Here is a 22,350-nt window from a genome sequence, read left to right as displayed (position 1 = left end):
ACGGACCGCGATCAGGTCGGAGTGATCAGGCCAGGGTGATCAGGTCGAGGTAGTCCGCGGTCCAGTGGTCCTCGGTGCCCTCGGGCATGATGAGCACCCGCTCGGGGTTCAGCGCCTCGACGGCGCCCTCGTCGTGGCTGACCAGGACCACCGCGCCCTCGTAGTGCGCGAGCGCGTCGAGGATCTCGTCGCGGCTCGCCGGGTCGAGGTTGTTGGTCGGCTCGTCCAGGAGCAGCACGTTCGCCCCGGAGACGACGATCATCGCGAGGGCCAGACGGGTCTTCTCGCCACCCGAGAGCACTCCGGCCGGCTTGTGCGAGTCGTCGCCGGTGAACAGGAACGAGCCCAGGACGCGGCGCGCCTCGGTCTCGGTGAGGTTCGGGCTGCTCGACACCATGTTCTCGAGCACCGAGCGCTTGACGTCGATCGTCTCGTGCTCCTGGGCGTAGTAGCCGATCCGCAGACCGTGGCCGGGCTCGATCGACCCGGTGTCCGGCGCGTCCACCCCGCCGAGGATCCGCAGCAGGGTCGTCTTGCCCGCGCCGTTCAGACCCAGGATGACCACCTTGGATCCGCGATCGATCGCGAGGTCGACGGCGGTGAAGATCTCGAGCGAGCCGTAGCTCTTCGACAGGTTCTCGGCCTGCAGCGGGGTGCGGCCGCAGGGCATCGGCGTCGGGAAGCGCAGCTTGGCGACGCGGTCGACGGCGCGCACCTCCTCGAGGCCGCTCATCATCTTCTCGGCGCGCGCCACCATCTGGTGCGCGGCCGCCGCCTTGGAGGCCTTCGCTCCGAAGCGCGCCGCCTGCAGCTGCAGGGCGCCCGCCTTCTTCTCGACGTTCGCGCGCTCCTTCTTGCGGCGCTCCTCGTCGGCAGCGCGCTGGCGCTGGTAGTTCTTCCAGTTCATGTTGTAGACGTCGATGACCTGGCGGTTCGCATCCAGGTAGAAGACGCGGTTGACCGTCTCGCCGACCAGCTCGATGTCGTGACTGATGACGATGAATCCGCCGCGGTAGTTCTTCAGGAACTCGCGGAGCCACACCACCGAATCCGCGTCGAGGTGGTTGGTCGGCTCGTCCAGGATCAAGGTGCTGGCATCCGAGAACAGGATGCGCGCGAGCTCGATGCGCCGGCGCTGACCGCCCGAGAGCGTCTTCAGCGGCTGATCGAGGATCCGGTCCGGCAGGTTCAGGTTGCTCGCGATCGAGGCCGCCTCGGCCTCCGCGGCGTAACCGCCGAGCGCGAGGAAGCGGTCGGTCAGGTTGCCGTACTTCTTCATCCCCGCCGCACTGATCGCCGGGTCGCTGCTCGACATCGCCTCGGTCGCCTCCGACATGCCCACCACGAGGGAGCCCAGACCGCGGGCGTCGAGGATGCGCGTGCGCGCCAGCTCCTCCGGGTCGCCCGAGCGCGGGTCCTGCGGGAGGTAGCCGATCTCACCGCCGCGATCGACCGTGCCCTTGGCGGCGATGAGGTCGCCGGCCAGCACCTTGGTCAGCGTCGTCTTCCCCGCCCCGTTGCGGCCGACGAGGCCCACCTTGTCGCCGTCGCCCACCCGGAAGGAGACGTTCTCCATCAGGAGTCGGGCGCCGACTCGGAGTTCGAGATCGTGGACGCTCAGCACAGTGCTGTCCGTTCTCGCCAAGAAATGGCGGTCGCTTCGGGAGGTGTGGGGCAAGGGGCCGCGATGCGGCAGCCCTCTAGTATATTTCCTGAGCCGCGGGGCCGGTTCACGTCCGCTGTCCGCGGACGCGTCCGGACCCCTGCGCTCGGCCACCTGCAGGCTCGACCCCGTCGAGCTCGTCCTTCGTCGCCACCGGGCGCCACGGTCTTTGGAGACACTCATGTCCAGCTACTCGCTCGCCCCGTCGCGGCCGGTCCTCGCGGACCGACTGTTCGCGCGCTCGATCGTCACCGATCTCGTCCTGGTGGTCGCCGCCGCGGCCTTCACCGCCGGGATGGCCCAGCTCTACATCCCGATGTGGCCCGTGCCGATCACCGGCCAGACCTTCGCCGTGCTCCTCGCGGGAACCACGCTGGGCGCGCTCCGCGGCGCGCTCGCGATGAGCGTCTACGCGCTGGTCGGCGTGCTCGGCGCCCCGGTCTTCACCGAGGGCTCGAGCGGCTGGGCCGTCCTCGCCGGCCCGACCGGTGGTTACATCGTCGGTTTCGTCCTCGCTTCGATCGTCACCGGATGGCTGGCGCAGCGTCAGTGGGACCGCCGCGTCGTCGGCACCCTGGTCACCTTCCTCGCGGGCACCGCGACGATCTACCTGGTCGGACTCCCCTGGCTCGCGACCGCGCTCGGCTCGCTCGGCTACCCCGCCGATCTCGGCTCCGTCCTCACCGCCGGTCTCGTCCCGTTCCTGATCGGCGACGCCCTCAAGATCGTGCTCGCCGCCGCACTGCTCCCCACGACCTGGGCTCTGCTCCGCCGCCGCTCGAACTGAGCCCGCACGACGGTACGGCGAAGGGCCGGGAGGATGATCCTCCCGGCCCTTCGCCGTACCGGTCTCAGATCGAGAAGCCGAGAGCGCGCATCATGTCGCGGCCGTCGTCGGTGATCCGCTCGGGACCCCACGGCGGCATCCAGACCCAGTTGATCCGGAACGCCTCGACGATGCCGTCGAGCGACTCGGCGGTCTGCTCCTCGAGCACGTCGGTCAGCGGACAGCCCGCCGAGGTGAGCGTCATGTGGATGACGAGAGCGTCGTTCTCGTCGTCCCACCCGAGGTCGTAGATCAGGCCCAGATCGACGACGTTGATCCCGAGCTCGGGATCCATGACGTCCTTGAGCGCCTCCTCGACCTGGTCGAAGAGCTTCGGCTCGAGCGTCGTGACGGCCATGATCAGGCCGTCGCCGTCGTGAGGAAGCGGTCGTAGCCCTCGTCCTCGAGTCGGGTGGCGAGCTCCTTGCCGCCCTGCTCGGCGACGCGGCCGGCGACGAAGACGTGCACGAAGTCGGGCTCGATGTAGCGCAGGATGCGCGTGTAGTGCGTGATCAGCAGCACGCCCAGTCCCGTGTTGGCGTGGGCGCGGTTCACGCCCTCCGAGACGATCTTGAGCGCGTCGACGTCGAGGCCGGAGTCGGTCTCGTCGAGCACGGCGAACTGCGGGGCGAGCAGCTCGAGCTGGAGGATCTCGTTGCGCTTCTTCTCGCCGCCCGAGAAGCCCTCGTTGACGTTGCGCGCCGCGAAGGAGGGGTCCATCCGCAGGTTGCCCATGGCCGCCTTGACGTCCTTGGTCCAGGTGCGGATCGCCGGAGCCTCGCCCGCGATCGCGGTCTTGGCGGTGCGGAGGAAGTTGGTGTTCGTCACTCCGGGGATCTCGACCGGGTACTGCATGGCGAGGAAGAGGCCGGCGCGAGCGCGCTCGTCGACGGACATGTCGAGGACCTCGACGCCGTCGAGGGTGATCGAGCCGCCGTCGACGTGGTACTTGGGGTGGCCCGCGATCGTGTAGGCGAGGGTCGACTTGCCGGACCCGTTCGGGCCCATGATCGCGTGGATCTCACCCTGGTTGATGGTGAGATCGACACCGCGGAGGATCTGCTTGGTCCCCTGCTCGGTCTCGACACTGACGTGGAGATCGCTGATCTGGAGAACGGACATTCAGACTTCCTTCGTGACGGTCGGGTCGATGTAGACGTCGCCGTCGATGATCTCGACGACGAAGACGGGGACCGGCTCGTAGGCCGGCAGGTTGAGGGGCGTCCCGGTGCGGAGGGAGAACTGCGAGCCGTGGGCCCAGCACTCGAGGCTGTCGCCCTCGACGAAGCCCTCAGAGAGGGAGATCTCGCCGTGCGTGCAGGTGTCGCCGATGGCGTGGATCTCGCCGGCCGAGTCCTGGACGACGGCGATGGCGACTCCGTCGACCTCGACGCGCATGGCCTGGTTCGGGACCAGCTCGGAGACCGAGCAGATCATCGCGGCGTTGCTCATGCGGACACCGCCGAGTTGCCGGAACCGGTCTGGCCGGCGCTGCCCGCCAGCTCGGCCTCGATCGCCAGCTGCAGGCGGTCCTCCAGCTCGGCGACCTTGATCTGCTGCACGATCTCGCTGAGGAAGCCGCGGACGACCAGGCGGCGCGCCTCGTCCTCTCGGATGCCGCGCGACTGCAGGTAGAAGAGCTGCTCGTCGTCGAACCGGCCGGTCGCCGAGGCGTGGCCCGCTCCGGCGATGTCGCCGGTCTCGATCTCGAGGTTCGGGATGGAGTCGGCACGGGTGCCGTCGGAGAGGACCAGGTTGCGGTTCTGCTCGTAGCTGTCGGTGCCGGTCGCGCTGTTGCGGATCAGGACGTCGCCGATCCAGACCGTGCGAGCGCCCTGGCCCTGCAGCGCGCCCTTGTAGGTCACACGGCTGCGGGTGTCGGGGGCATCGTGGTCGACGTACACCTGCTGCTCGAGGTGCTGGCCGCCGTCGGCGAAGTAGAGCCCGAAGAGCTCGCCGTCGGCACCGCGCTCGACGAGGTGTGCGGAGGGGTTGACCCGGACGATCGAGCCGCCGAGGGTGACGACGATGTGCTTGACCTTCGCGTCGCGGCCGACGCGGATGAAGTGGTTCGCCAGATGGCGCGCCTCGTCGTCCCACTCCTGCACGGACACGACGGTGAGCTGGGCTCCCTCGCCGACAAGGATCTCGACGTTCTCGGCGAGCGTCGCCGGGCCGTCGTTCTGGAGGACGACGACGCCGCGCGCGTACGGCGCCGCCTCGATGATCGTGTGAGCGGCGCGAGGAGTGGACCCGAGATCCGAGCGGACCAGGGTCGCCACCTTCTCGTCCTCGCCCGCGATGCGCACGACGAGGGCCTGCTCGAAGCTCGACCAGGCGTTGGCGGCCGCGCGGTCCTCGGGCAGTCCGGTGGTGCCGATCCGCTGGTCGTCGCGGCCGACCCACGAGACGTCCACGCCGTCGACCGCGGCGTATTCGAACGCGGTCGGCGAGCCGTCGAGCGGTCCGTCGATGAGATCGGCGAGGCGGGCGACGGGGGTCAGCTTCCAGGCGATCTCGCGCCCGGTGACGGCCTCGAAGGCGTCGACGTCGACCGACGCGAAGCGCTCCGAGCGCGTCTGCACGGGCGTGAAGGCCCCGTCGGAGTGGGCGCTGATGCCCAGGCGCTCGGCAGCGGCAGCGCCGTCGATCTCGGGGGTCGCGGCGCTCGTGGGGACCGTCATCAGGCGGTGGTTCCTTTCGATGGGTGCGGGGCGCCCCGTCCGGGCGCCCCTTCGAGGGGGGAGGCGGGCGTCAACCGACGCTGCCCTCCATCCCCATCTCGATGAGCTTGTTCAGCTCGAGGGCGTACTCCATGGGCAGCTCGCGGGCGATCGGCTCGATGAAGCCGCGGACGATCATGGCCATGGCCTCGTCCTCCGGCAGGCCGCGCGACATCAGGTAGAAGAGCTGCTCCTCGCTGACCTTCGACACGGTCGCCTCGTGGCCGAGCTGCACGTCGTCGACTCGGATGTCGATCGCCGGGTAGGTGTCCGAGCGCGAGATGGTGTCGACGAGCAGTGCGTCGCAGCGCACGGTGTTGGCCGAGTGGTGCGCGTTGGCGTCGACCCGGACCTCTCCGCGGTACCCCGCTCGACCGCCACCGCGGGCGATCGACTTCGAGACGATCGACGACTGCGTGTAAGGCGCCATGTGGACCATCTTCGCGCCGGCGTCCTGGTGCTGCCCGGGCCCCGCGAACGCGACCGAGAGGGTCTCGCCCTTGGCGTGCTCGCCGACCAGGAAGATCGACGGGTACTTCATCGTGACCTTGGATCCGATGTTGCCGTCGATCCACTCCATCGTCGCGCCTTCGTGCGCGATCGCGCGCTTGGTGACGAGGTTGTAGACGTTGTTCGACCAGTTCTGGATCGTCGTGTAGCGCACGCGGGCGTTCTTCTTGACGATGATCTCGACCACGGCCGAGTGCAGCGAGTCCGACTTGTAGATCGGCGCGGTGCAGCCCTCGATGTAGTGCACGTAGCTGTCCTCGTCGGCGATGATCAGCGTCCGCTCGAACTGGCCCATGTTCTCGGTGTTGATGCGGAAGTACGCCTGGAGCGGGATGTCGACGTGCACGCCCTTGGGGACGTACACGAACGAACCGCCCGACCACACGGCGGTGTTCAGGGCCGCGAACTTGTTGTCGCCCGCGGGGATGACGGTGCCGAAGTACTCCTCGAAGATCTCGGGGTGCTCGCGCAGCGCGGTGTCGGTGTCCATGAAGATGACGCCCTGCTCCTCCAGATCCTCGCGGATCTGGTGGTAGACGACCTCGGACTCGTACTGCGCCGCGACGCCGCCGACGAGGCGCTGGCGCTCCGCCTCCGGGATCCCGAGCTTCTCGTACGTGTTCTTGATGTCGTCGGGGAGGTCGTCCCAGGTCTGCGCCTGCTTCTCGGTCGAGCGGACGAAGTACTTGATGTTGTCGAAGTCGATCGCCGACAGGTCGGCGCCCCACGTCGGCATGGGCTTGCGCTCGAACAGCTTCAGCGCCTTCATGCGGCGGTCGCGCATCCAGGCCGGCTCGTTCTTGAGCGCGGAGATGTCGGAGACGACCTCGGGCGAGATACCGCGGCGCGCGGACGCCCCCGCGGAGTCGGAGTCGGCCCAGCCGAACTCGTAGACGCCGAGGCTCTCGAGCTCGGGGCGGTCGATCAGGATGTCTGACATGTGTACCTCGTTTCCTACCCACTGCTAACCGGTCGGGTTCCGGAGTCATTCCCCGTGGGGCGACCCGGAGCACATTCCGGCTGGTCGCGATCGTGGACGATGCGCGGGGGCGGTTGATGTGCGTGCCTGAGATGTCCTAAGAGAAGTGCTGCGGCGCGTCATCGGGCCGATGGTCCCTGTCGACGCCGTGTCCGCGCGGATGCCGGGGTCTCACGTCGTACCTGAACCAACTACTCATTCTACAGAGGCGCGCCCGGATGGGAACCCGCTCACCTGGGTGTCGGCCGGGTGCGACGTCCCGCGCCACCAGACGATGGTGGCCATACCGGTGTCGGTGGTCCGTGATGATCTTCGGGCATGCCGAACGACGACTCGATCCCACTGCTCCCCCGCCTCCTGCTCGCCTCCGCAGGCCTCGGGCTCCCGCCCGCGGAGGCCGCGCTCCACCGCCGCCTGGGCACCGCGCTCGCGCGAGACCTGCCCGTCCGGGCGCTGCCGCTCGCCCTGCTGCGACTCCGTGGGCACCTGCGACGGCCGTCGCGAGGAGGCGCCGGTCGATGAGCCGCGGGGACCCGTCGGGAGCTCGGCCGGCGGTGTCAGTGGACGGGCTCGAGCTCCTCCGCCGCCCGGCGGCGCTGAGCACGGACGGTGAACAGCCGGGGGTTCACGTCGAGGAGCACGCGCACGGTGCCCACCCAGACGAGCGCCGAACCCAGCAGGTGCACGGCGACCAGGGCCTCCGGGAGAGCGAGGAGGGACTGCGCGACCCCGACGAGCGCCTGCAGCACGACCACGGCGATGTAGGTCGCCGCCCGTCGGCGCGCGAGCTCCGCACCGGCGACCCGGCGCAGGAGCGCGAACAGGACGATGCCGAGCACGAGCGACGCCGAGCCGAGCACGCCGTGCACCACGGTGACGCTCTCCCAGTGGAAGCGCATCCGGGGCACCTCCGCGGAGTCGCCTGCATGAGGACCGGTGCCGGTCACGAGCGTGCCGACGAGGATCACCAGCAGGGTGACCACGACGAGGGCGATGCTGACGGCGCGGGTGAGAGCGTCCGGCTCGAAGTCCGTGGACTGCGACCGGTGGGCGCGGTGCCACGTCAGCGACGTCGTGGTGAGCAGGGCGATGGCCAGGACGAAGTGCCCCGCGACGATGTAGGGGTTCAGACCCGAGTGCACGGTCGCTCCGCCCGCGAGGGCGTTCGCGACGACCAGCCAGAACTGCGACCAGGCCAGTCGCGTCATCGTCCGGTCGCGCGGCTTCTGGAGTCGCGCCGCGGTGATCGCCCAGCCGACGGCGACGATCAGCACGCCGGTGAAGGCCCTGTTGGTGAACTCGATGAAGCCGTGGATCCCGAGCTCCGGGGTCGATGTGAGGGATCCCGCGTCGCAGGCCGGCCAGGTCGGGCAGCCGAGGCCCGACCCGGTCAGTCGCACCACTCCCCCGAAGAAGATGATCAGGATGCTCGCGACGAGCGCCGCGGTCGTGCCCCAGCGCAGGGCCCGCGGCGAGAGCGTGACCCGCTCGGCGAGGAACGAGAAGGGGGTCACCATCAGAACGGCAGCAGGGGATCGATGCCGACGGCGAGGAACAGCAGGGTGAGGTACCCGATCGAGCCGTGGAACACGCGCATCGGCGAGACGTGCTCGTGACGGATCGCGAGGTTGTAGAGGCGGTGCGTCTCGGCGATGAACCAGACGCCGCTCGCGAGCGCGACGACGGTGTACACCGCGCCCATCCCGGCCACGGGGATCAGCAGGAGCGAGCAGGCCACCGTCGCCCAGGCGTACAGGATGACCTGCAGCCCGACGACCGTGCGGCCGCGGACCACGGCGAGCATCGGCACTCCGGCGGCCTGGTAGTCGTCGCGGTACTTCATCGACAGGGGCCAGTAGTGCGGCGGGGTCCACAGGAAGATGACCGAGAAGAGGATCACGGGCGCCCAGTCGAGCGAGTTCGTGACGGCGGCCCAGCCGATGAGCACGGGCATGCAGCCGGCGATGCCGCCCCAGACGATGTTCTGCGGAGTGCGGCGCTTGAGGAAGAGCGTGTAGAAGACGACGTAGATGAGGATCGCCGCGAGCGAGAGGCCGGCGGCCAGCCAGTTCGCCGTCAGGCCGAGCCAGACGATCGACAGCACACCGATCGTCGTGGCGAACACCAGCGCGGCCCGGTCCGAGATCTCGCCCGTCACGAGCGGGCGGTTCTTCGTCCGGTTCATGATGCGGTCGATGTCGCGGTCGAAGTAGCAGTTGAAGGCGCCGGCCGACCCGGCGCTCAGCGCTCCGCCGATGAGGACGTTGAGCACGAGCCAGAGGTTCGGGATGCCGCCCTGCGCGAGGATCATCGTCGGGGCCGTCACCACGAGGAGGAGCTCGATCACGCGGGGCTTCGTCAGCGAGACGAAGGCCTTCACCTTGCGAGACAGGGTCGCCCCGGGCGATCCGCCCCGTTCGATCGCGGTGGTCTCTACGGCTACGTCCATTGCTCCTCTAACGTTCGACAATCCCGAACGAGTGTAATGCGCGAAGGCTGGACCCGGGCCCGGTCCATCGGTTCCGTCACACCGCTCCCGCCGCGTGCACGCTTGCCCAAACGACTCCCTACATATGCATCCCGCAACCCCCGTCGGCGAGCGCACCCCCCTCCGTATACTCGGGACTGCTCGCCAGAGCGCCCGGCACGCACCCGAGCCCGCCCCGACCGATCGGTCGCCGCGAGGCCCAGAGGGTCGCCGCCGGAGCATCGTGCCGAAGTCGTCGCGCGGCGTGCTCCACCATGCGAGAGGGCGGACGGTCTGCGTCTGCCCCACGTCTCGAGAAGGGTCAGTACCAAGTGTCAGAACTGCAATGGGAATCCATTGACGAGAAGGCAGTCGACACGGCGAGGGTCCTCGCCGCGGATGCCGTGGAGAAGGTCGGCAACGGTCATCCCGGGACCGCCATGAGCCTCGCTCCGGCCGCGTACCTCCTCTTCCAGAAGGTCATGCGCCGCGACCCCTCCGACAGCACCTGGATCGGCCGCGACCGCTTCATCCTGTCGGTCGGCCACTCCTCGCTGACCCAGTACGTCCAGTTCTACCTGGGCGGCTACGGCCTCGAGCTCGACGACCTGAAGGCGCTGCGCACCTGGGGCTCCAAGACCCCCGGGCACCCCGAGTACGGCCACACGGACGGCGTCGAGATCACGACCGGCCCGCTCGGCCAGGGCCTCGCCTCGGCCGTCGGCTTCGCCTACGCCTCGCGCTTCGAGCGCGACCTGTTCGACCCCGAGGCCGCCGCGGGCACCTCGCCGTTCGACCACTTCGTCTACGTGATCGCCGGCGACGGCGACCTGCAGGAGGGCGTCACCAGCGAGGCCTCCTCGCTCGCCGGCCACCAGCAGCTCGGCAACCTGGTCGTCATCTACGACTCCAACCAGATCTCGATCGAGGACGACACCAACATCGCCTTCACCGAGGACGTCAAGGCCCGCTACGAGGCGTACGACTGGCAGGTCCAGATCGTCGACTGGAAGAAGACCGGCGAGTACCACGAGGACGTCGCCGAGCTCCACGCCGCGATCGAGGCGGCCAAGGGCGAGACCGACAAGCCGTCGCTCATCATCCTGCGCACCATCATCGGCTGGCCCTCGCCGAAGAAGCAGAACACCGGCAAGATCCACGGCTCCGCCCTCGGCGCCGATGAGCTCCGCGGCCTCAAGGAGGTGCTCGGCTTCGACCCCGAGAAGACCTTCGACGTCGCCGACGAGGTCATCGAGCACACTCGCAAGGCCGTCGAGCGCGGCCAGGCGCAGCACGCCGAGTGGACCGAGCAGTTCGACGCGTGGGCCGCGGCCAACCCCGAGAAGAAGGTCCTGCTGGACCGCGTCCTGAGCGGCGACCTCCCCGACGGCGTCGAGGACGCGCTCCCCGTGTTCGAGCCCGGCAAGGAGGTGTCGACCCGCGCCGCGTCCGGCAAGGTCATCAACGCCCTCGCCGGAGTGATCCCGGAGCTGTGGGGCGGCTCGGCCGATCTCGCCGAGTCGAACAACACCACCATCGAGGGCGCCGGCTCGTTCGTGCCGTCCGAGTTCTCGACCCACGAGTGGACGGGGAAGAAGGGCGGCCGCGTGCTGCACTTCGGCATCCGCGAGCACGCCATGGGCTCGATCCTCAACGGCATCGTCCTGCACGGGAACACCCGCCCCTTCGGCGGCACCTTCCTGATCTTCTCCGACTACATGCGCCCGGCGGTCCGTCTCGCCGCGCTCATGAAGGCGCCGGCCATCTACGTCTGGACCCACGACTCCGTGGCGCTCGGCGAGGACGGCCCGACGCACCAGCCGGTCGAGCAGCTCGCGTCCCTCCGCGCGATCCCGGGACTGGACATCGTCCGCCCCGGCGACGCGAACGAGGTCGCCTACGCCTGGAAGACGATCCTCGAGCGCCGCGAGGGCCCCGCGGGCCTCGCGCTGACCCGTCAGAACATCCCGGTGTTCGAGCGCGGCGAGGGCGAGGCCGAGGGCGAGACCTTCGCTCACGCCTCGAACGTCGCCAAGGGCGCGTACGTGCTCGCCGAGGCGCCCGGCGGCACGCCGGACGTCATCCTCATCGCGACCGGGTCCGAGCTCCAGATCGCCGTCGAGACGCGCGAGAAGCTGAAGGCCGAGGGCGTGAACGCCCGCGTCGTCTCGGCTCCGTCGCTCGAGTGGTTCGAGGAGCAGGACGCGGCCTACCGCGAGAAGGTCCTGCCCTCCGCTGTGAAGGCCCGCGTCTCCATCGAGGCCGGACTGAGCCTCGGCTGGCAGAAGTACGTCGGCGACGCCGGCCGCTCGGTCTCGATCGAGCACTTCGGCGCGTCGGCCGACTACAAGACCCTGTTCCGCGAGTTCGGGATCACCACGGAGGCGGCACTCGCCGCCGCCAAGGAGTCGCTCGCAGCCTCCTGAGTCGAAGGCCGCGTCCACACGGACGCGGCCTTCGCCGTCGGGGCTCCGGCTCCACGCCCGCATCACCTCCGAACGAAGAAGAGAAGAAGAGACATGACCGAGAACACCCCCACCGCAGACCTCTCCGCCGCCGGCGTCAGCATCTGGCTCGACGACCTCTCCCGCACGCGCATCTCCTCGGGCGGGCTCCAGAAGCTCATCGACGAGAAGAACGTCGTCGGAGTCACGACGAACCCCACGATCTTCGCCGCGGCCCTGGCCAACGGCGAGTCCTACGACGCCCAGGTGCGCGAGCTCGCCGCCTCCGGCACCTCCGTCACCGACGCCGTCTTCGAGATCACCACCGACGACGTCGCCGCCGCGTCGGACGTCTTCCGTCCGATCTACGACGCCACCAACGGCTACGACGGCCGCGTGTCGATCGAGGTCGAGCCCGGCCTGGCGCACGACGCGCAGGGCACCGTCGAGCAGGCCAAGGCCCTGTGGGCCAAGGTCGACCGCCCGAACGCCATGATCAAGATCCCCGCGACCGTCGAGGGCCTCGAGGCCATCACCGAGGTCATCGGCTCGGGCATCTCGGTCAACGTCACGCTGATCTTCTCGCTCGCCCGCTACCGCGCCGTCATCAACGCGTACCTCGCCGGCCTCGAGAAGGCCAAGGAGGCCGGCATCGACCTGTCGACCATCCACTCCGTCGCCTCGTTCTTCGTCTCGCGCGTCGACACCGAGATCGACAAGCGCCTCGAGGCCGTCGGCACCGACGAGGCGAAGGCGCTCAAGAGCAAGTCGGGCGTCGCCAACGCCCAGCTCGCCTACGAGGTCTTCGTCGAGGCGTTCGCGACCGAGCGCGCCCTGCTCCTGCAGGAGTCCGGCGCCAATCGCCAGCGTCCGCTGTGGGCCTCGACCGGCGTGAAGTCGACCGATCTCCCCGACACGCTCTACGTCACCGAGCTCGTCGCGGCCGGCGTCGTCAACACGATGCCCGAGAAGACCCTCGAGGCGACCTTCGACCACGGCGTCATCACCGGCGACACGGTCACGGGCGCCTACGCCGACGCGAACGCCGTCCTCGACGCCGTCGCGGCGCAGGGCGTCTCGTACGCCGAGGTCACCGAGCTGCTCGAGAAGGAGGGCGTGGAGAAGTTCATCGTCTCCTGGAACGAGCTGCTCGACACCGTCACCGCGGCTCTCGAGGGCGCGAAGGCGCAGGCCTGAGCATGGCGATCCAGATCCACGTCAGCGGAGACGCCGAGAAGGCCGTCGACCGCGTCGTCCCCGATCTCGTCGCCGACGAGGTCGCCTCGGGCATCACCGCGCAGGTCCCCACGCTGTGGGGCGCCGCCGCGGAGGAGGAGTCGGCCAAGCGCCTCGGCTGGACCGAGTCGACGTCGGTGTCGCGCCCGCTGATCCCCGAGATCCTGGCGCTCCGCGAGGAGTTCGCCTCGAAGGGCATCGATCACATCGTGCTCGGCGGGATGGGCGGATCGTCGCTCGCCCCCGAGGTCATCACGCGCACGGCCGGCGTCGAGCTGACCGTCCTCGACTCGACCGCTCCCGGTCAGGTGCTGGCGGCCCTCCGGGACCGCCTCTCCTCGACCGCCGTCGTGATCTCGTCGAAGTCGGGCTCGACCGTCGAGACCGCGAGCCAGAAGAAGGCCTACGAGAAGGCGTTCACCGAGGCGGGCATCGACCCTCTCGAGCGCATCGTCATCGTGACCGACCCCGGCTCGCCGCTGGACACGTCCTCACGCGAGGCCGGCTACCGCGTGTTCAACGCCGACCCGAACATCGGCGGCCGCTTCTCGGCGCTCTCCGCGTTCGGCCTGGTCCCCTCCGGACTCGCCGGCGCCGACATCGAGGCCCTCCTCGACGAGGCCGCGGAGGCCTCGCTCGGTCTCGCCGTCGACTCCCCCGAGAACCCGGGGCTCGTGCTCGGAGCGGCGATCGCCGCCACCAGCCCGCGCCGCGACAAGCTCGCGATCGTCGCCGACGGCACCCACATCGTGGGCTTCGCCGACTGGGCGGAGCAGCTGATCGCCGAGTCCACCGGCAAGGACGGCACCGGGATCCTGCCGGTCGTCCTCGGCACGCTCGCCCCCGAGCTGTCGGAGGACCTGCCCGACGTGCAGGTCGTCCGCCTGGTCGACGACGCGACCGCGCTGCACCTGTTCCCGCGCGACCGCCACGAGGGCGAGATCCTGCTCTCGGGCTCGCTCGGCGCGCAGATGCTGACCTGGGAGTACGCGGTCGCCGTCGCAGGACGGCTGCTCGGCATCAACCCGTTCGACCAGCCCGATGTCGAGTCCGCGAAGATCGCGACCCGCGCCCTGCTCGAGAAGCGTCCCGAGCCCGAGGCACCGGCCTTCACCGACGCCGGCATCGAGGTCACGGGCAACCCCGTGGTCACCGAGGGCGTCTCGACCGTCGCCGAGGCCGTCGACCGCCTCCTCGCCCAGCTCGGCGAGGGCGGCTACGTGGCCATCCAGGCCTACGTCGACCGCCTCGCCGTGCCGCAGCTGGAGGGCGTCCGCGATCTCCTCGCCGCACAGGCCCAGCGGCCCGTCACCTTCGGGTGGGGTCCCCGCTTCCTGCACTCGACCGGTCAGTACCACAAGGGCGGCGCCCCGACCGGCGTGTTCCTGCAGATCACCGAGCGCGCTACCGCCGATCTCGAGATCCCGGACAGCCCGTTCACCTTCGGGCAGCTGATCCTCGCGCAGGCGGCCGGCGACGCGAGCGTGCTCGCCGAGCACGGCCGACCGGTGCTGACGCTGACGCTGACCGATCCCGAGGCCGACCTCGAGGCCCTCTTCGAGGCCCTCAACAGCTGATCCGACGGGCACGCCGCTCCGCCCCCACCGGGGCGGGGCGGCGTGCCCGCGATCGGTCCCACCCACTCCTCATCGAGAGCAGTGCGCCGGAGAAGCCGGCACACAGAAGGACACTGCACATGTCTGTGGACATCACCCCCGAGTTCAACCCCCTGCGGTTGAGCTTCGACCGGCGGTTGAACCGGATCGCGGGGCCCAGCGGCCTCGTCATCTTCGGCGTCACCGGCGATCTCTCGCGCAAGAAGCTGATGCCGGCGGTCTACGACCTCGCCAACCGCGGACTGCTGCCCCCCGGATTCGCGCTCGTCGGCTTCGCCCGGCGCGACTGGGACGACCAGGACTTCGAGCAGGTGGTGCACGACTCCGTCAAGAAGTACGCGCGCACCGAGTTCCACGAGGAGGTCTGGGCGCAGCTCGCGCAGGGCATCCGCTTCGTGCAGGGCGAGTTCGACGACCCCGAGGCGTTCACCCGCCTGAAGACCACCGTCGACGAGCTCGATCGCGAGCGCGGCACGATGGGCAACTTCGCCTTCTACCTCTCCATCCCCCCGAAGTCCTTCCCGCAGGTCACCGAGCAGCTGCGCAACTCCGGTCTCGCGGAGCAGAAGGAGGGCCAGTGGCGGCGCGTCGTCATCGAGAAGCCCTTCGGCAGCGACCTCACGACCGCCCGTGAGCTGAACGCCGTCGTCGAGTCGGTCTTCCCGCCCGACTCGGTGTTCCGCATCGACCACTACCTCGGCAAGGAGACGGTCCAGAACATCCTGGCGCTGCGCTTCGCCAACATGATGTACGAGCCGCTCTGGAACTCGAACTACGTCGACCACGTGCAGATCACCATGGCCGAGGACATCGGAGTGGGCGGCCGCGCCGGGTACTACGACGGCATCGGGGCCGCGCGCGACGTGATCCAGAACCACCTCCTCCAGCTCCTCGCCCTCACGGCGATGGAGGAGCCGATCTCGTTCGACGCCGCCGACCTGCGCGCCGAGAAGGAGAAGGTCCTCGCAGCGGTCCGCCTCCCGAAGGACCTCTCCACCGCCACCGCCCGCGGGCAGTACGCCGGCGGCTGGCAGGGCGGCGAGAAGGTCCTCGGCTTCCTCGAGGAGGACGGCATGAGCCCCACCTCGACGACCGAGACGTTCGCAGCCATGCGCCTGGACATCGGCACGCGCCGCTGGGCGGGTGTCCCGTTCTACCTGCGCGCAGGCAAGCGCCTCGGTCGTCGCGTCACCGAGATCGCGGTCGTCTTCAAACGGGCTCCGCAGCAGCTCTTCGCCGAGAGCCAGACGACCTCGCTCGGTCAGAACGCACTCGTCATCCGCGTGCAGCCGGATGAGGGCGTCACCATGCGCTTCGGCTCGAAGGTCCCGGGCGCCGGCATGCAGGTGCGCGACGTGACGATGGACTTCGGCTACGGCCACGCGTTCACCGAGGCGAGCCCCGAGGCCTACGAGCGTCTGATCCTCGACGTCCTCCTGGGCGAGCCCCCGCTGTTCCCCCGCCACGAGGAGGTCGAGCTCTCCTGGAAGATCCTCGACCCGATCGAGGAGTTCTGGGAGACCCAGGGCCAGCCCGAGCAGTACCGCCCCGGAACCTGGGGCCCCGAATCCGCCGACGAGCTCCTCGCCCGCGACGGCCGTACCTGGAGGCGTCCATGATCGTCGATCTGCCCGACACCACGACCAGCGAGGTCTCCAAGACCCTCGTCAAGATCCGCGAGGAGGGCGGCGCCGTCGCTCTCGGACGCGTGCTGACCCTCATCATCGCGACCTCCCGGGGTCACGAGGAGGAGGCGATCGACGCGGCGAACGACGCCTCGCGCGAGCACCCGATGCGCGTCATCGTCGTCTCCAAGGACGACGGGCTCACCACGGTCCCCGTGGACGCCACCCCGCGGGTCGACGCCCAGATCCGGGTCGGCGGCGACGCCGGCGCGAGCGAGGTCGTCGTGCTCCGCCCCTTCGGCGACGCGGCGAACGACGAGGAGAGCCTGGTCACGGGCCTCCTCCTGCCCGACGCCCCCGTGGTCGCCTGGTGGCCGAACAGTGCGCCCGAGAGCGCCTCGAAGTCGCCCATCGGCCGCATCGCGCAGCGGCGCATCACCGACGCCTCGGCGCAGTCGAACCCGGCGGAGGCATTGCACCACCTCGCCTCCACCTACGCCCCCGGCGACACCGACTTCGCCTGGACGCGGCTGACCCTCTGGCGCGCGCAGCTCGCCGCGGTCCTCGACCAGCCGCCGTACGAGCCGATCACGGCCGTCGAGGTGTCGGGCGCTCCCGACTCGCCGTCGACGATCCTGCTCGCCGCGTGGCTCCAGCTCGAACTCGACATCCCGGTCGATCACGAGCTGACCATCAGCGCGACAGGGTCGAGCGGCATCCACGGCGTCAAGCTGATCCGCGCGTCGGGGACCATCGAGCTGGAGCGCTCGATCCCTAACGTGGCGACGCTGACGCAGCCGGAGCAGCCCGTCCACGACATCTCGCTCCCCCGCCGCAGCCTCCGCGACTGCCTGGCCGAGGAGCTGCGCAGGCTCGACCCGGATGACCTGTACGGTGAAGTCATCTCGCGCGGCGTCGACATGCTCACCGAGCAGACCGGGGCCCGCAGCGCTTCCTGACACGGAGCCGACCATCCGCCGATCGGCATTCGAACCCGAAGGAGACCTCTCATGACCACCGAACGTCGAGTGCTCGTCCACCGCGACAAGCAGACCCTCGCCGGGTCGGTCGCCGCCCGCTTCATCACGAAGACGATCGACATCCTCGACGATCTGGGGTCCGCCAACGTGATCCTGACCGGCGGGACCATGGGGGCGGCGACGCTCGCCGAGATCGCGACGTCGTCCGCCTCCGGCAACGTCGACTGGTCGAGGGTCCACTTCTGGTGGGGGGACGAGCGCTGGGTTCCCCGCGGCCACGAGGACCGCAACGACGTCCAGGCGGGTGATCTGTTCACCCGCCTCGACGTCCCCGCCGAGAACGTGCACGCGTTCCCCGCATCCGACGACGGGATCGACCTGGACGCGGCCGCGACCCTCTACGACGCGGAGCTGCGCGCTCACGCGACGGAGGGTCGCGATTACCCCCGGTTCGACATCACGTTCCTCGGAGTGGGTCCCGACGGTCACATCGCGTCGCTGTTCCCCGAGCGCTCGGCGATCCGCTCCACCGAGGCCGGGGTGCTCCCGGTGCGCAACTCCCCCAAGCCGCCTCCGGAGCGCCTCACCCTGACCCTCCCGCTCATCAACCAGTCCGACCGGATCTGGATGGTGCTCGCGGGAGCGGACAAGGCGTCTGCTCTCGGTCTCGCGCTCGCCGGTGCCAACACGAACGAAGTGCCGGTCGCCGGAGCCTTCGGCCGCAAGCGCACGGTCTTCTTCGTCGACCAGGAGGCCGCGGCCGAGGTTCCGGAGTCTCTCATCGCGCCCAGCTACTGAGCGCGCCCGGTCCATCCGGGCCCACCACGGCGAAAGGCCCGATCCTCAGCGGATCGGGCCTTTCCTCGTTCCTGCGGGAGCAGGATCAGGACGGAGTCGCGGTGCCGCGACGGGCGCGCAACTGCTGCAGCGCCTCCTCGAGGAGCTGGGCCGCCTCGGCCTCGGTGCGACGCTCCTTCACGTAGGCGAGGTGTGTCTTGTAGGGCTCGGTCTTCGCGACCTGCGGGGGGTTCGCACGGTCGCGTCCCGCGGGAAGACCGGACTGGGGTGAGTCGATCACCTCGGGGATCTCGTCCTCGGGGAGGGCCGCCGAGAAGTGGCGCACCGTCTCGTTACCGAGAGCGTCCCAGTAGGACACCGCCACTCGCTCCGCGTGGAAGCCCCGGTCCTGCTCGCCCATGGGTCCCGCGCCGACGCGCGAACCGCGGATTGCACTGCCGCCTGATGCCATTCCGTGTACCCCTATGCTCCGGTGTCGAACTTGGTGATGAGACCGAGCACCACGATGCACGCCAGCCAGACGAGGCCGAGGATCACGGTGATGCGGTTGAGATTGCGCTCCGCGACACCCGAGGCGCCGAGGTTGGAGGTGACTCCACCGCCGAACATGTCGGACAGTCCGCCGCCGCGCCCCTTGTGGAGCAGGATCAGCATGGTGAGCAGGAGGCTCGTGATGCCCAGGATGACCTGGAGCACGACCTGGAGGATGTCCACGCGGTACCTTTCGAAGTTCCGGCGCATTGCGCGCCCCGACGAGTATAACGGCGCCTGCGAATCCGCGCGGAATGCGTCCACCCGTGTTCGGCTCGCTGTATACGGCGTCGTGCGACTGCTGGAGTGGGCGGAGGGGGTGGCCTCGTCGCGGCGCCCTCCCGCGCCCCTGCGGGGCGCCCGCCAGACCCGAGCCGGTCGCCGCGACGAGACCACCCCCTCCGCCCGCGTGCCGCGAGGCTCTCCCACCAGCAGTAACGGCGAACGACCTGGAACAGAGAATGGGATGGGATCGGCTCCGTCCGGTCGGTCCATCGGACGACGGCCCTCGCGCCGCGAGGCCGACCGGCGATCCGCGTGCCAGCGAATCGCCGTGGCCGAACATACGACGCTCTGCGGAACGCAACCACCTCGAACAACCGACTGCGCCACGCCGCGTAGGAGCGGCGTCGACGACGGAAAGGCGGCGGGCCCGATGGGCCCCGTCCGGACGATCGATCGGACGACGGCCCTCGCGCAGCGAGGCCGACCGGCGATTCGCGTGCCAGCGAATCGTCGTGGCCGAACGCAAGACGCTCCGCGGAACGCGACCACGTCGACCAGCCGACCGCGCCACGCCGCGCGAGGAGCGGCGTGGACGGCAAGAGGGGCGGGCCCGATGGGCCCGCCCCTCTTGTCGCAGAAACTCAGACCCCGACGTGGTTGCGGAAGCGCGCGATCGCGGCGAACTCCTCGACCTGGAGGCTCGCGCCTCCGACGAGGGCGCCGTCGACGTCGGGCTCGCGCATGAAGCCGGCGATGTTGCCGGACTTCACCGAACCGCCGTAGAGGATCCGGGTCTTCGCCGCGGTCTCGGCTCCGAGGATCTCGGAGACGACGCCGCGCAGCGCCTTGCAGACCTGCTGGGCCTGCTCGGGCGTCGCAGCCTGTCCGGAGCCGATGGCCCAGACGGGCTCGTACGCGACGACCAGGTCGGCGTCTGCGGGGAGGCCGGTGAGGGCCTCCTTCAGCTGAGCGACCGGGACCGCGGACGGTCCGTGCTTCTCGAGGTCCTCGGCGGTCTCTCCGACGCAGACGATCGGCGGCACGCCGTGCTTGACGGCCGCGGCCGTCTTCGCGGCGATGTCCGCGTCCGTCTCGCCGTGGAGCGTGCGACGCTCCGAGTGGCCGACGATCACGTAGTCGCAGTCGAGCTGCTTGAGGAACTGCCCCGAGATCTCACCGGTGTAGGCCCCGCTGTCGAACTTCGACAGGTCCTGCGCGCCGTACTTGAGCGGCAGCTTGTCGGAGTCGACGAGGATCTGCACCGGGCGCAGGTCGGTGAACGGCGGGAACACCGCGACCTCGACACCGTCGAAGTCGTGGTCCGCGTCCTTGAGGCTCCACGCGAGCTTCTGGACGAACGCGATGGCCTGGAGGTGGTCCAAGTTCATCTTCCAGTTGCCGGCGATGAGCGGGGTGCGGGTGTCTACTGCCATCCGAGGACCTCCAGTCCGGGGAGGCGCTTGCCTTCGAGGAATTCGAGGCTCGCTCCGCCTCCCGTCGAGATGTGGCCGAAGTGCTCGTCCTCGAATCCGAGGGCGCGCACTGCGGCTGCCGAGTCGCCGCCGCCGACGACGCTGAGCCCGTCGACCTCGGTGAGGGCCTGGGCGACGGCCTTCGTGCCGGCCGCGAACGGCTCGATCTCGAAGACGCCCATCGGCCCGTTCCAGAACACGGTCTTCGAGGCCGCGACGATCCCGGCGAACCGCTTCGCGGTGTCCGGTCCGATGTCGAGGCCCAGACCGGAGGCGCCCCACGGGGTGCCCTCGATCGCGTCCGCCGACGCCGTCTCGTACTCCGCGTCGGCGCCGAACTTCGAGGCGACGACCACGTCCGTGGGCAGCACGATCTCGACGCCCAGCTCCTCCGCCTTCGCGAGGTAGCCGAGCACGGTGTCGATCTGGTCGGCCTCGAGCAGGCTGGAGCCGACCTCGTGGCCCTGGGCCTTGAGGAAGGTGAACAGCATGCCTCCGCCGATGAGGATCGAGTCGACCCGCGGGAGGAGGTGGTCGATCACGCCGAGCTTGTCCGACACCTTCGAGCCGCCGAGGACGACCGTGTAGGGGCGCTCGGGCTTCTCGGTGAGCCGGTCGAGCACCTCGAGCTCGGCTGCGATGAGCGTACCGGCAGCGCTGGGGAGCAGCTGCGCGAGCTCGTAGACGCTGGCCTGCTTGCGGTGCACGACGCCGAACCCGTCCGAGACGAAGGCGTCGCCGAAGGCGGCCAGCTTCTCGGCGAAGGAGCGGCGCTCGGCCTCGTCCTTGCTCGTCTCCCCGGCGTTGAAGCGGAGGTTCTCGAGCACGACGACCTCGCCCGCGGCGAGGCCCTCGACGGCCGAGGCCGCGGAGTCGCCGACGGTGTCCTCGGCGAACGACACCGGAGCGTCGAGGAGCTCGCCCAGGCGCTCGGCCACCGGCGCGAGGCTGTACTTCGGGTTCGGCTCCCCGTCGGGGCGCCCGAGGTGGCTCACGACCACGACTCGGGCACCCTCGGAGACGAGCCGCTGGAGAGTGGGCAGCGAGGCGCGCACGCGGCCGTCGTCCGTGATCGTTCCGTCCTTCAGGGGGACGTTCAGATCGCAGCGGACGACGACGCGCTTGCCGGCCAGGGAGCCCAGTGAGTCCAGGGTGCGGAACGTCACTGCGTCAGGCCCTAGAGCTTGCCGGCGACGAACTCGGTGACGTCGACGAGGCGGTTGGAGTAGCCCCACTCGTTGTCGTACCAGGACGCGACCTTGACCTGGCTGCCGATGACCTTCGTGAGGCCGGCGTCGAAGATCGAGGAGTGCGGGTCGGTCACGATGTCGCTGGAGACGATCGGGTCCTCGGTGTACTTCAGGATGCCCTTGAGGTCGCCCTCGGAGGCGGCCTTGTACGCGGCGTTGATCTCCTCGACCGTGGCGGGCTTCGAGAGCTCGACGGTGAGGTCGGTGATCGAGCCGGTCGGGACCGGGACGCGGAGGGCGTAGCCGTCGAGCTTGCCGACGAGCTCCGGGATGACGAGGCCCAGAGCCTTGGCGGCACCGGTCGAGGTCGGGATGATGTTGACGGCGGCGGCGCGGGCGCGGCGGAGGTCGCTGTGCGGGCCGTCCTGCAGGTTCTGGTCGGCGGTGTACGCGTGGACCGTGGTCATGAGGCCGCGCTCGATGCCGAAGTTGTCGAGCAGCACCTTGGCGAGCGGCGCGAGGCAGTTCGTGGTGCAGGAGGCGTTGGAGATGATGTCGTGGGTCGCGGGGTCGTAGGTGCCCTCGTTGACGCCGAGGACCAGGGTCGCGACATCGCTGCCGGTGGCGGGAGCCGAGACGATGACCTTCTTGGCGCCCGCGGTGATGTGCTTGCGCGCGTCCTCCGACTTGGTGAAGCGACCGGTCGACTCGATGACGACGTCGACTCCCAGCTCGCCCCACGGGAGGTTGGCGGGGTCGCGCTCCTCGAGCACGATGATGGGCTTGCCGTTGACGACGATCTTGTCGCCGTCGAGCTCCACGGTGGCGTCCAGACGGCCGGTGATGGAGTCGTACTTCAGGAGGTGCGCGAGCGCCTTGTTGTCGGTGAGGTCGTTGACCGCGACGATCTCGAGGTCGCTGCCCTTGGCGAGGGCCGCACGGAAGAAGTTACGGCCGATACGGCCGAAGCCGTTGATGCCGATCTTTACGGACACAGATTTCTCCTGGTGAGGAAGGGCACCCGGACGGTGCAGTGGAGGGTTGGAACGCTGCGAGAAGGCGCCC

General features: G+C 69.6%; 21 protein-coding genes. 8 read left to right on the top strand and 13 right to left on the bottom strand.

The window, feature by feature from the left end; genetic code table 11:
• Nucleotides 1-25: 25 nt before the first annotated feature.
• On the bottom strand, nucleotides 26-1,624 hold the full coding sequence (gene abc-f / locus ASF48_RS12330; RefSeq protein ID WP_055792009.1) for a ribosomal protection-like ABC-F family protein: 1,599 nt from the start codon (nucleotides 1,622-1,624) through the stop codon (nucleotides 26-28).
• Nucleotides 1,625-1,844: 220 nt separating this feature from the next.
• Between abc-f and ASF48_RS12325 the strand changes: the two genes are divergently transcribed.
• Nucleotides 1,845-2,450 (top strand): biotin transporter BioY, encoded by a 606-nt coding sequence (locus tag ASF48_RS12325; RefSeq protein WP_055792006.1) that lies wholly within the window; start codon nucleotides 1,845-1,847, stop codon nucleotides 2,448-2,450.
• Nucleotides 2,451-2,514: 64 nt separating this feature from the next.
• Here ASF48_RS12325 and ASF48_RS12320 read toward each other — a convergent pair whose 3' ends face one another.
• From ASF48_RS12320 to sufB, 5 genes are all read right to left on the bottom strand, one after another.
• A complete protein-coding gene (locus tag ASF48_RS12320) occupies nucleotides 2,515-2,847 on the bottom strand; it encodes a metal-sulfur cluster assembly factor (RefSeq protein ID WP_055792004.1) in 333 nt (110 codons plus the stop codon).
• 2 nt (nucleotides 2,848-2,849) lie between these two features.
• Nucleotides 2,850-3,611 carry a Fe-S cluster assembly ATPase SufC gene (sufC, locus tag ASF48_RS12315; RefSeq protein WP_055792001.1) on the bottom strand — a complete coding sequence of 254 codons (762 nt, stop codon included), beginning with the start codon at nucleotides 3,609-3,611 and terminating at the stop codon, nucleotides 2,850-2,852.
• Nucleotides 3,612-3,941 carry a non-heme iron oxygenase ferredoxin subunit gene (locus tag ASF48_RS12310; RefSeq protein WP_082481418.1) on the bottom strand — a complete coding sequence of 110 codons (330 nt, stop codon included), beginning with the start codon at nucleotides 3,939-3,941 and terminating at the stop codon, nucleotides 3,612-3,614.
• Nucleotides 3,938-5,173 carry a Fe-S cluster assembly protein SufD gene (sufD, locus tag ASF48_RS12305; RefSeq protein ID WP_055791999.1) on the bottom strand — a complete coding sequence of 412 codons (1,236 nt, stop codon included), beginning with the start codon at nucleotides 5,171-5,173 and terminating at the stop codon, nucleotides 3,938-3,940. The genes ASF48_RS12310 and sufD overlap by 4 nt, the downstream gene beginning before the upstream one ends.
• A gap of 70 nt (nucleotides 5,174-5,243) precedes the next feature.
• Nucleotides 5,244-6,662 carry a Fe-S cluster assembly protein SufB gene (sufB, locus tag ASF48_RS12300; RefSeq protein ID WP_055791996.1) on the bottom strand — a complete coding sequence of 473 codons (1,419 nt, stop codon included), beginning with the start codon at nucleotides 6,660-6,662 and terminating at the stop codon, nucleotides 5,244-5,246.
• 357 nt (nucleotides 6,663-7,019) lie between these two features.
• On the opposite strand from sufB, the gene ASF48_RS12295 reads away from it, so the two are divergent.
• Nucleotides 7,020-7,223, top strand: coding sequence for a hypothetical protein (locus ASF48_RS12295; RefSeq protein WP_055791993.1), 204 nt, complete (start codon nucleotides 7,020-7,022; stop codon nucleotides 7,221-7,223).
• Nucleotides 7,224-7,258: 35 nt separating this feature from the next.
• Here the strand turns inward: ASF48_RS12295 and ASF48_RS12290 are convergent, their stop codons facing one another.
• Together ASF48_RS12290 and ASF48_RS12285 are read right to left on the bottom strand one after the other, a co-directional pair.
• Entirely contained in the window at nucleotides 7,259-8,218 is a 960-nt protein-coding gene (locus tag ASF48_RS12290) for a COX15/CtaA family protein (protein WP_082481415.1), read from the bottom strand.
• The gene (locus ASF48_RS12285; RefSeq protein WP_055791990.1) at nucleotides 8,218-9,150 is read right to left on the bottom strand and encodes a heme o synthase; all 933 of its coding nucleotides are present in this window, start codon (nucleotides 9,148-9,150) and stop codon (nucleotides 8,218-8,220) included. The genes ASF48_RS12290 and ASF48_RS12285 overlap by 1 nt, the downstream gene beginning before the upstream one ends.
• Before the next feature lie 350 nt (nucleotides 9,151-9,500).
• Here ASF48_RS12285 and tkt point away from each other — a divergent pair, with 350 nt between their 5' ends.
• The 6 genes from tkt to pgl all read left to right on the top strand — a co-directional run bounded on the left by tkt (nucleotide 9,501) and on the right by pgl (nucleotide 17,867).
• On the top strand, nucleotides 9,501-11,594 hold the full coding sequence (gene tkt / locus ASF48_RS12280) for a transketolase (protein ID WP_055791986.1): 2,094 nt from the start codon (nucleotides 9,501-9,503) through the stop codon (nucleotides 11,592-11,594).
• 93 nt (nucleotides 11,595-11,687) lie between these two features.
• Nucleotides 11,688-12,809, top strand: coding sequence for a transaldolase (gene tal / locus ASF48_RS12275; protein WP_055791983.1), 1,122 nt, complete (start codon nucleotides 11,688-11,690; stop codon nucleotides 12,807-12,809).
• A 2-nt stretch (nucleotides 12,810-12,811) separates the two neighbouring features.
• Nucleotides 12,812-14,425, top strand: coding sequence for a hypothetical protein (locus ASF48_RS12270; RefSeq protein WP_055791981.1), 1,614 nt, complete (start codon nucleotides 12,812-12,814; stop codon nucleotides 14,423-14,425).
• A gap of 119 nt (nucleotides 14,426-14,544) precedes the next feature.
• Nucleotides 14,545-16,083, top strand: coding sequence for a glucose-6-phosphate dehydrogenase (zwf, locus tag ASF48_RS12265; protein ID WP_055791978.1), 1,539 nt, complete (start codon nucleotides 14,545-14,547; stop codon nucleotides 16,081-16,083).
• On the top strand, nucleotides 16,080-17,048 hold the full coding sequence (locus ASF48_RS12260) for a glucose-6-phosphate dehydrogenase assembly protein OpcA (protein WP_055791976.1): 969 nt from the start codon (nucleotides 16,080-16,082) through the stop codon (nucleotides 17,046-17,048). Before zwf ends, ASF48_RS12260 begins: the two co-directional genes overlap by 4 nt.
• 51 nt (nucleotides 17,049-17,099) lie before the next feature.
• Nucleotides 17,100-17,867 carry a 6-phosphogluconolactonase gene (pgl, locus tag ASF48_RS12255; RefSeq protein ID WP_055791971.1) on the top strand — a complete coding sequence of 256 codons (768 nt, stop codon included), beginning with the start codon at nucleotides 17,100-17,102 and terminating at the stop codon, nucleotides 17,865-17,867.
• A gap of 85 nt (nucleotides 17,868-17,952) precedes the next feature.
• Here the strand turns inward: pgl and ASF48_RS12250 are convergent, their stop codons facing one another.
• The 5 genes from ASF48_RS12250 to gap all read right to left on the bottom strand — a co-directional run bounded on the left by ASF48_RS12250 (nucleotide 17,953) and on the right by gap (nucleotide 22,280).
• Complete coding sequence (locus tag ASF48_RS12250) at nucleotides 17,953-18,318, bottom strand: RNA polymerase-binding protein RbpA (RefSeq protein WP_055791968.1); 366 nt, start codon at nucleotides 18,316-18,318, stop codon at nucleotides 17,953-17,955.
• Between the two features lie 11 nt (nucleotides 18,319-18,329).
• Nucleotides 18,330-18,581 carry a preprotein translocase subunit SecG gene (secG, locus tag ASF48_RS12245; RefSeq protein WP_055791960.1) on the bottom strand — a complete coding sequence of 84 codons (252 nt, stop codon included), beginning with the start codon at nucleotides 18,579-18,581 and terminating at the stop codon, nucleotides 18,330-18,332.
• Nucleotides 18,582-19,264: 683 nt separating this feature from the next.
• The gene (gene tpiA / locus ASF48_RS12240) at nucleotides 19,265-20,056 is read right to left on the bottom strand and encodes a triose-phosphate isomerase (protein ID WP_055791958.1); all 792 of its coding nucleotides are present in this window, start codon (nucleotides 20,054-20,056) and stop codon (nucleotides 19,265-19,267) included.
• Nucleotides 20,047-21,261 (bottom strand): phosphoglycerate kinase, encoded by a 1,215-nt coding sequence (locus ASF48_RS12235; RefSeq protein WP_055791955.1) that lies wholly within the window; start codon nucleotides 21,259-21,261, stop codon nucleotides 20,047-20,049. The genes tpiA and ASF48_RS12235 overlap by 10 nt, the downstream gene beginning before the upstream one ends.
• An 11-nt stretch (nucleotides 21,262-21,272) precedes the next feature.
• Entirely contained in the window at nucleotides 21,273-22,280 is a 1,008-nt protein-coding gene (gene gap / locus ASF48_RS12230; protein ID WP_055791953.1) for a type I glyceraldehyde-3-phosphate dehydrogenase, read from the bottom strand.
• Nucleotides 22,281-22,350: the final 70 nt, after the last annotated feature.

The sequence above is a fragment of the Rathayibacter sp. Leaf299 genome (genome assembly GCF_001423055.1).
GTDB classification, from domain to species: Bacteria; Actinomycetota; Actinomycetes; order Actinomycetales; family Microbacteriaceae; genus Rathayibacter; species Rathayibacter caricis.
Note: the sequence above shows the minus strand (reverse complement) of the source record. Positions and strands in the feature narration are given on the sequence as shown.

Coding starts and splice junctions, on each gene's coding strand:
- tpiA (WP_055791958.1), bottom strand. CDS start 20,056: ATGGCAGTAGACACCCGCACCCCGCTCATCGCCGGCAACTGGAAGATG.
- pgl (WP_055791971.1), top strand. CDS start 17,100: ATGACCACCGAACGTCGAGTGCTCGTCCACCGCGACAAGCAGACCCTC.
- ASF48_RS12325 (WP_055792006.1), top strand. CDS start 1,845: ATGTCCAGCTACTCGCTCGCCCCGTCGCGGCCGGTCCTCGCGGACCGA.
- sufC (WP_055792001.1), bottom strand. CDS start 3,611: ATGTCCGTTCTCCAGATCAGCGATCTCCACGTCAGTGTCGAGACCGAG.
- sufB (WP_055791996.1), bottom strand. CDS start 6,662: ATGTCAGACATCCTGATCGACCGCCCCGAGCTCGAGAGCCTCGGCGTC.
- ASF48_RS12290 (WP_082481415.1), bottom strand. CDS start 8,218: ATGGTGACCCCCTTCTCGTTCCTCGCCGAGCGGGTCACGCTCTCGCCG.
- ASF48_RS12285 (WP_055791990.1), bottom strand. CDS start 9,150: ATGGACGTAGCCGTAGAGACCACCGCGATCGAACGGGGCGGATCGCCC.
- ASF48_RS12270 (WP_055791981.1), top strand. CDS start 12,812: ATGGCGATCCAGATCCACGTCAGCGGAGACGCCGAGAAGGCCGTCGAC.
- ASF48_RS12310 (WP_082481418.1), bottom strand. CDS start 3,941: ATGAGCAACGCCGCGATGATCTGCTCGGTCTCCGAGCTGGTCCCGAAC.
- ASF48_RS12320 (WP_055792004.1), bottom strand. CDS start 2,847: ATGGCCGTCACGACGCTCGAGCCGAAGCTCTTCGACCAGGTCGAGGAG.
- zwf (WP_055791978.1), top strand. CDS start 14,545: ATGTCTGTGGACATCACCCCCGAGTTCAACCCCCTGCGGTTGAGCTTC.
- ASF48_RS12295 (WP_055791993.1), top strand. CDS start 7,020: ATGCCGAACGACGACTCGATCCCACTGCTCCCCCGCCTCCTGCTCGCC.
- sufD (WP_055791999.1), bottom strand. CDS start 5,173: ATGACGGTCCCCACGAGCGCCGCGACCCCCGAGATCGACGGCGCTGCC.
- ASF48_RS12250 (WP_055791968.1), bottom strand. CDS start 18,318: ATGGCATCAGGCGGCAGTGCAATCCGCGGTTCGCGCGTCGGCGCGGGA.
- ASF48_RS12260 (WP_055791976.1), top strand. CDS start 16,080: ATGATCGTCGATCTGCCCGACACCACGACCAGCGAGGTCTCCAAGACC.
- tal (WP_055791983.1), top strand. CDS start 11,688: ATGACCGAGAACACCCCCACCGCAGACCTCTCCGCCGCCGGCGTCAGC.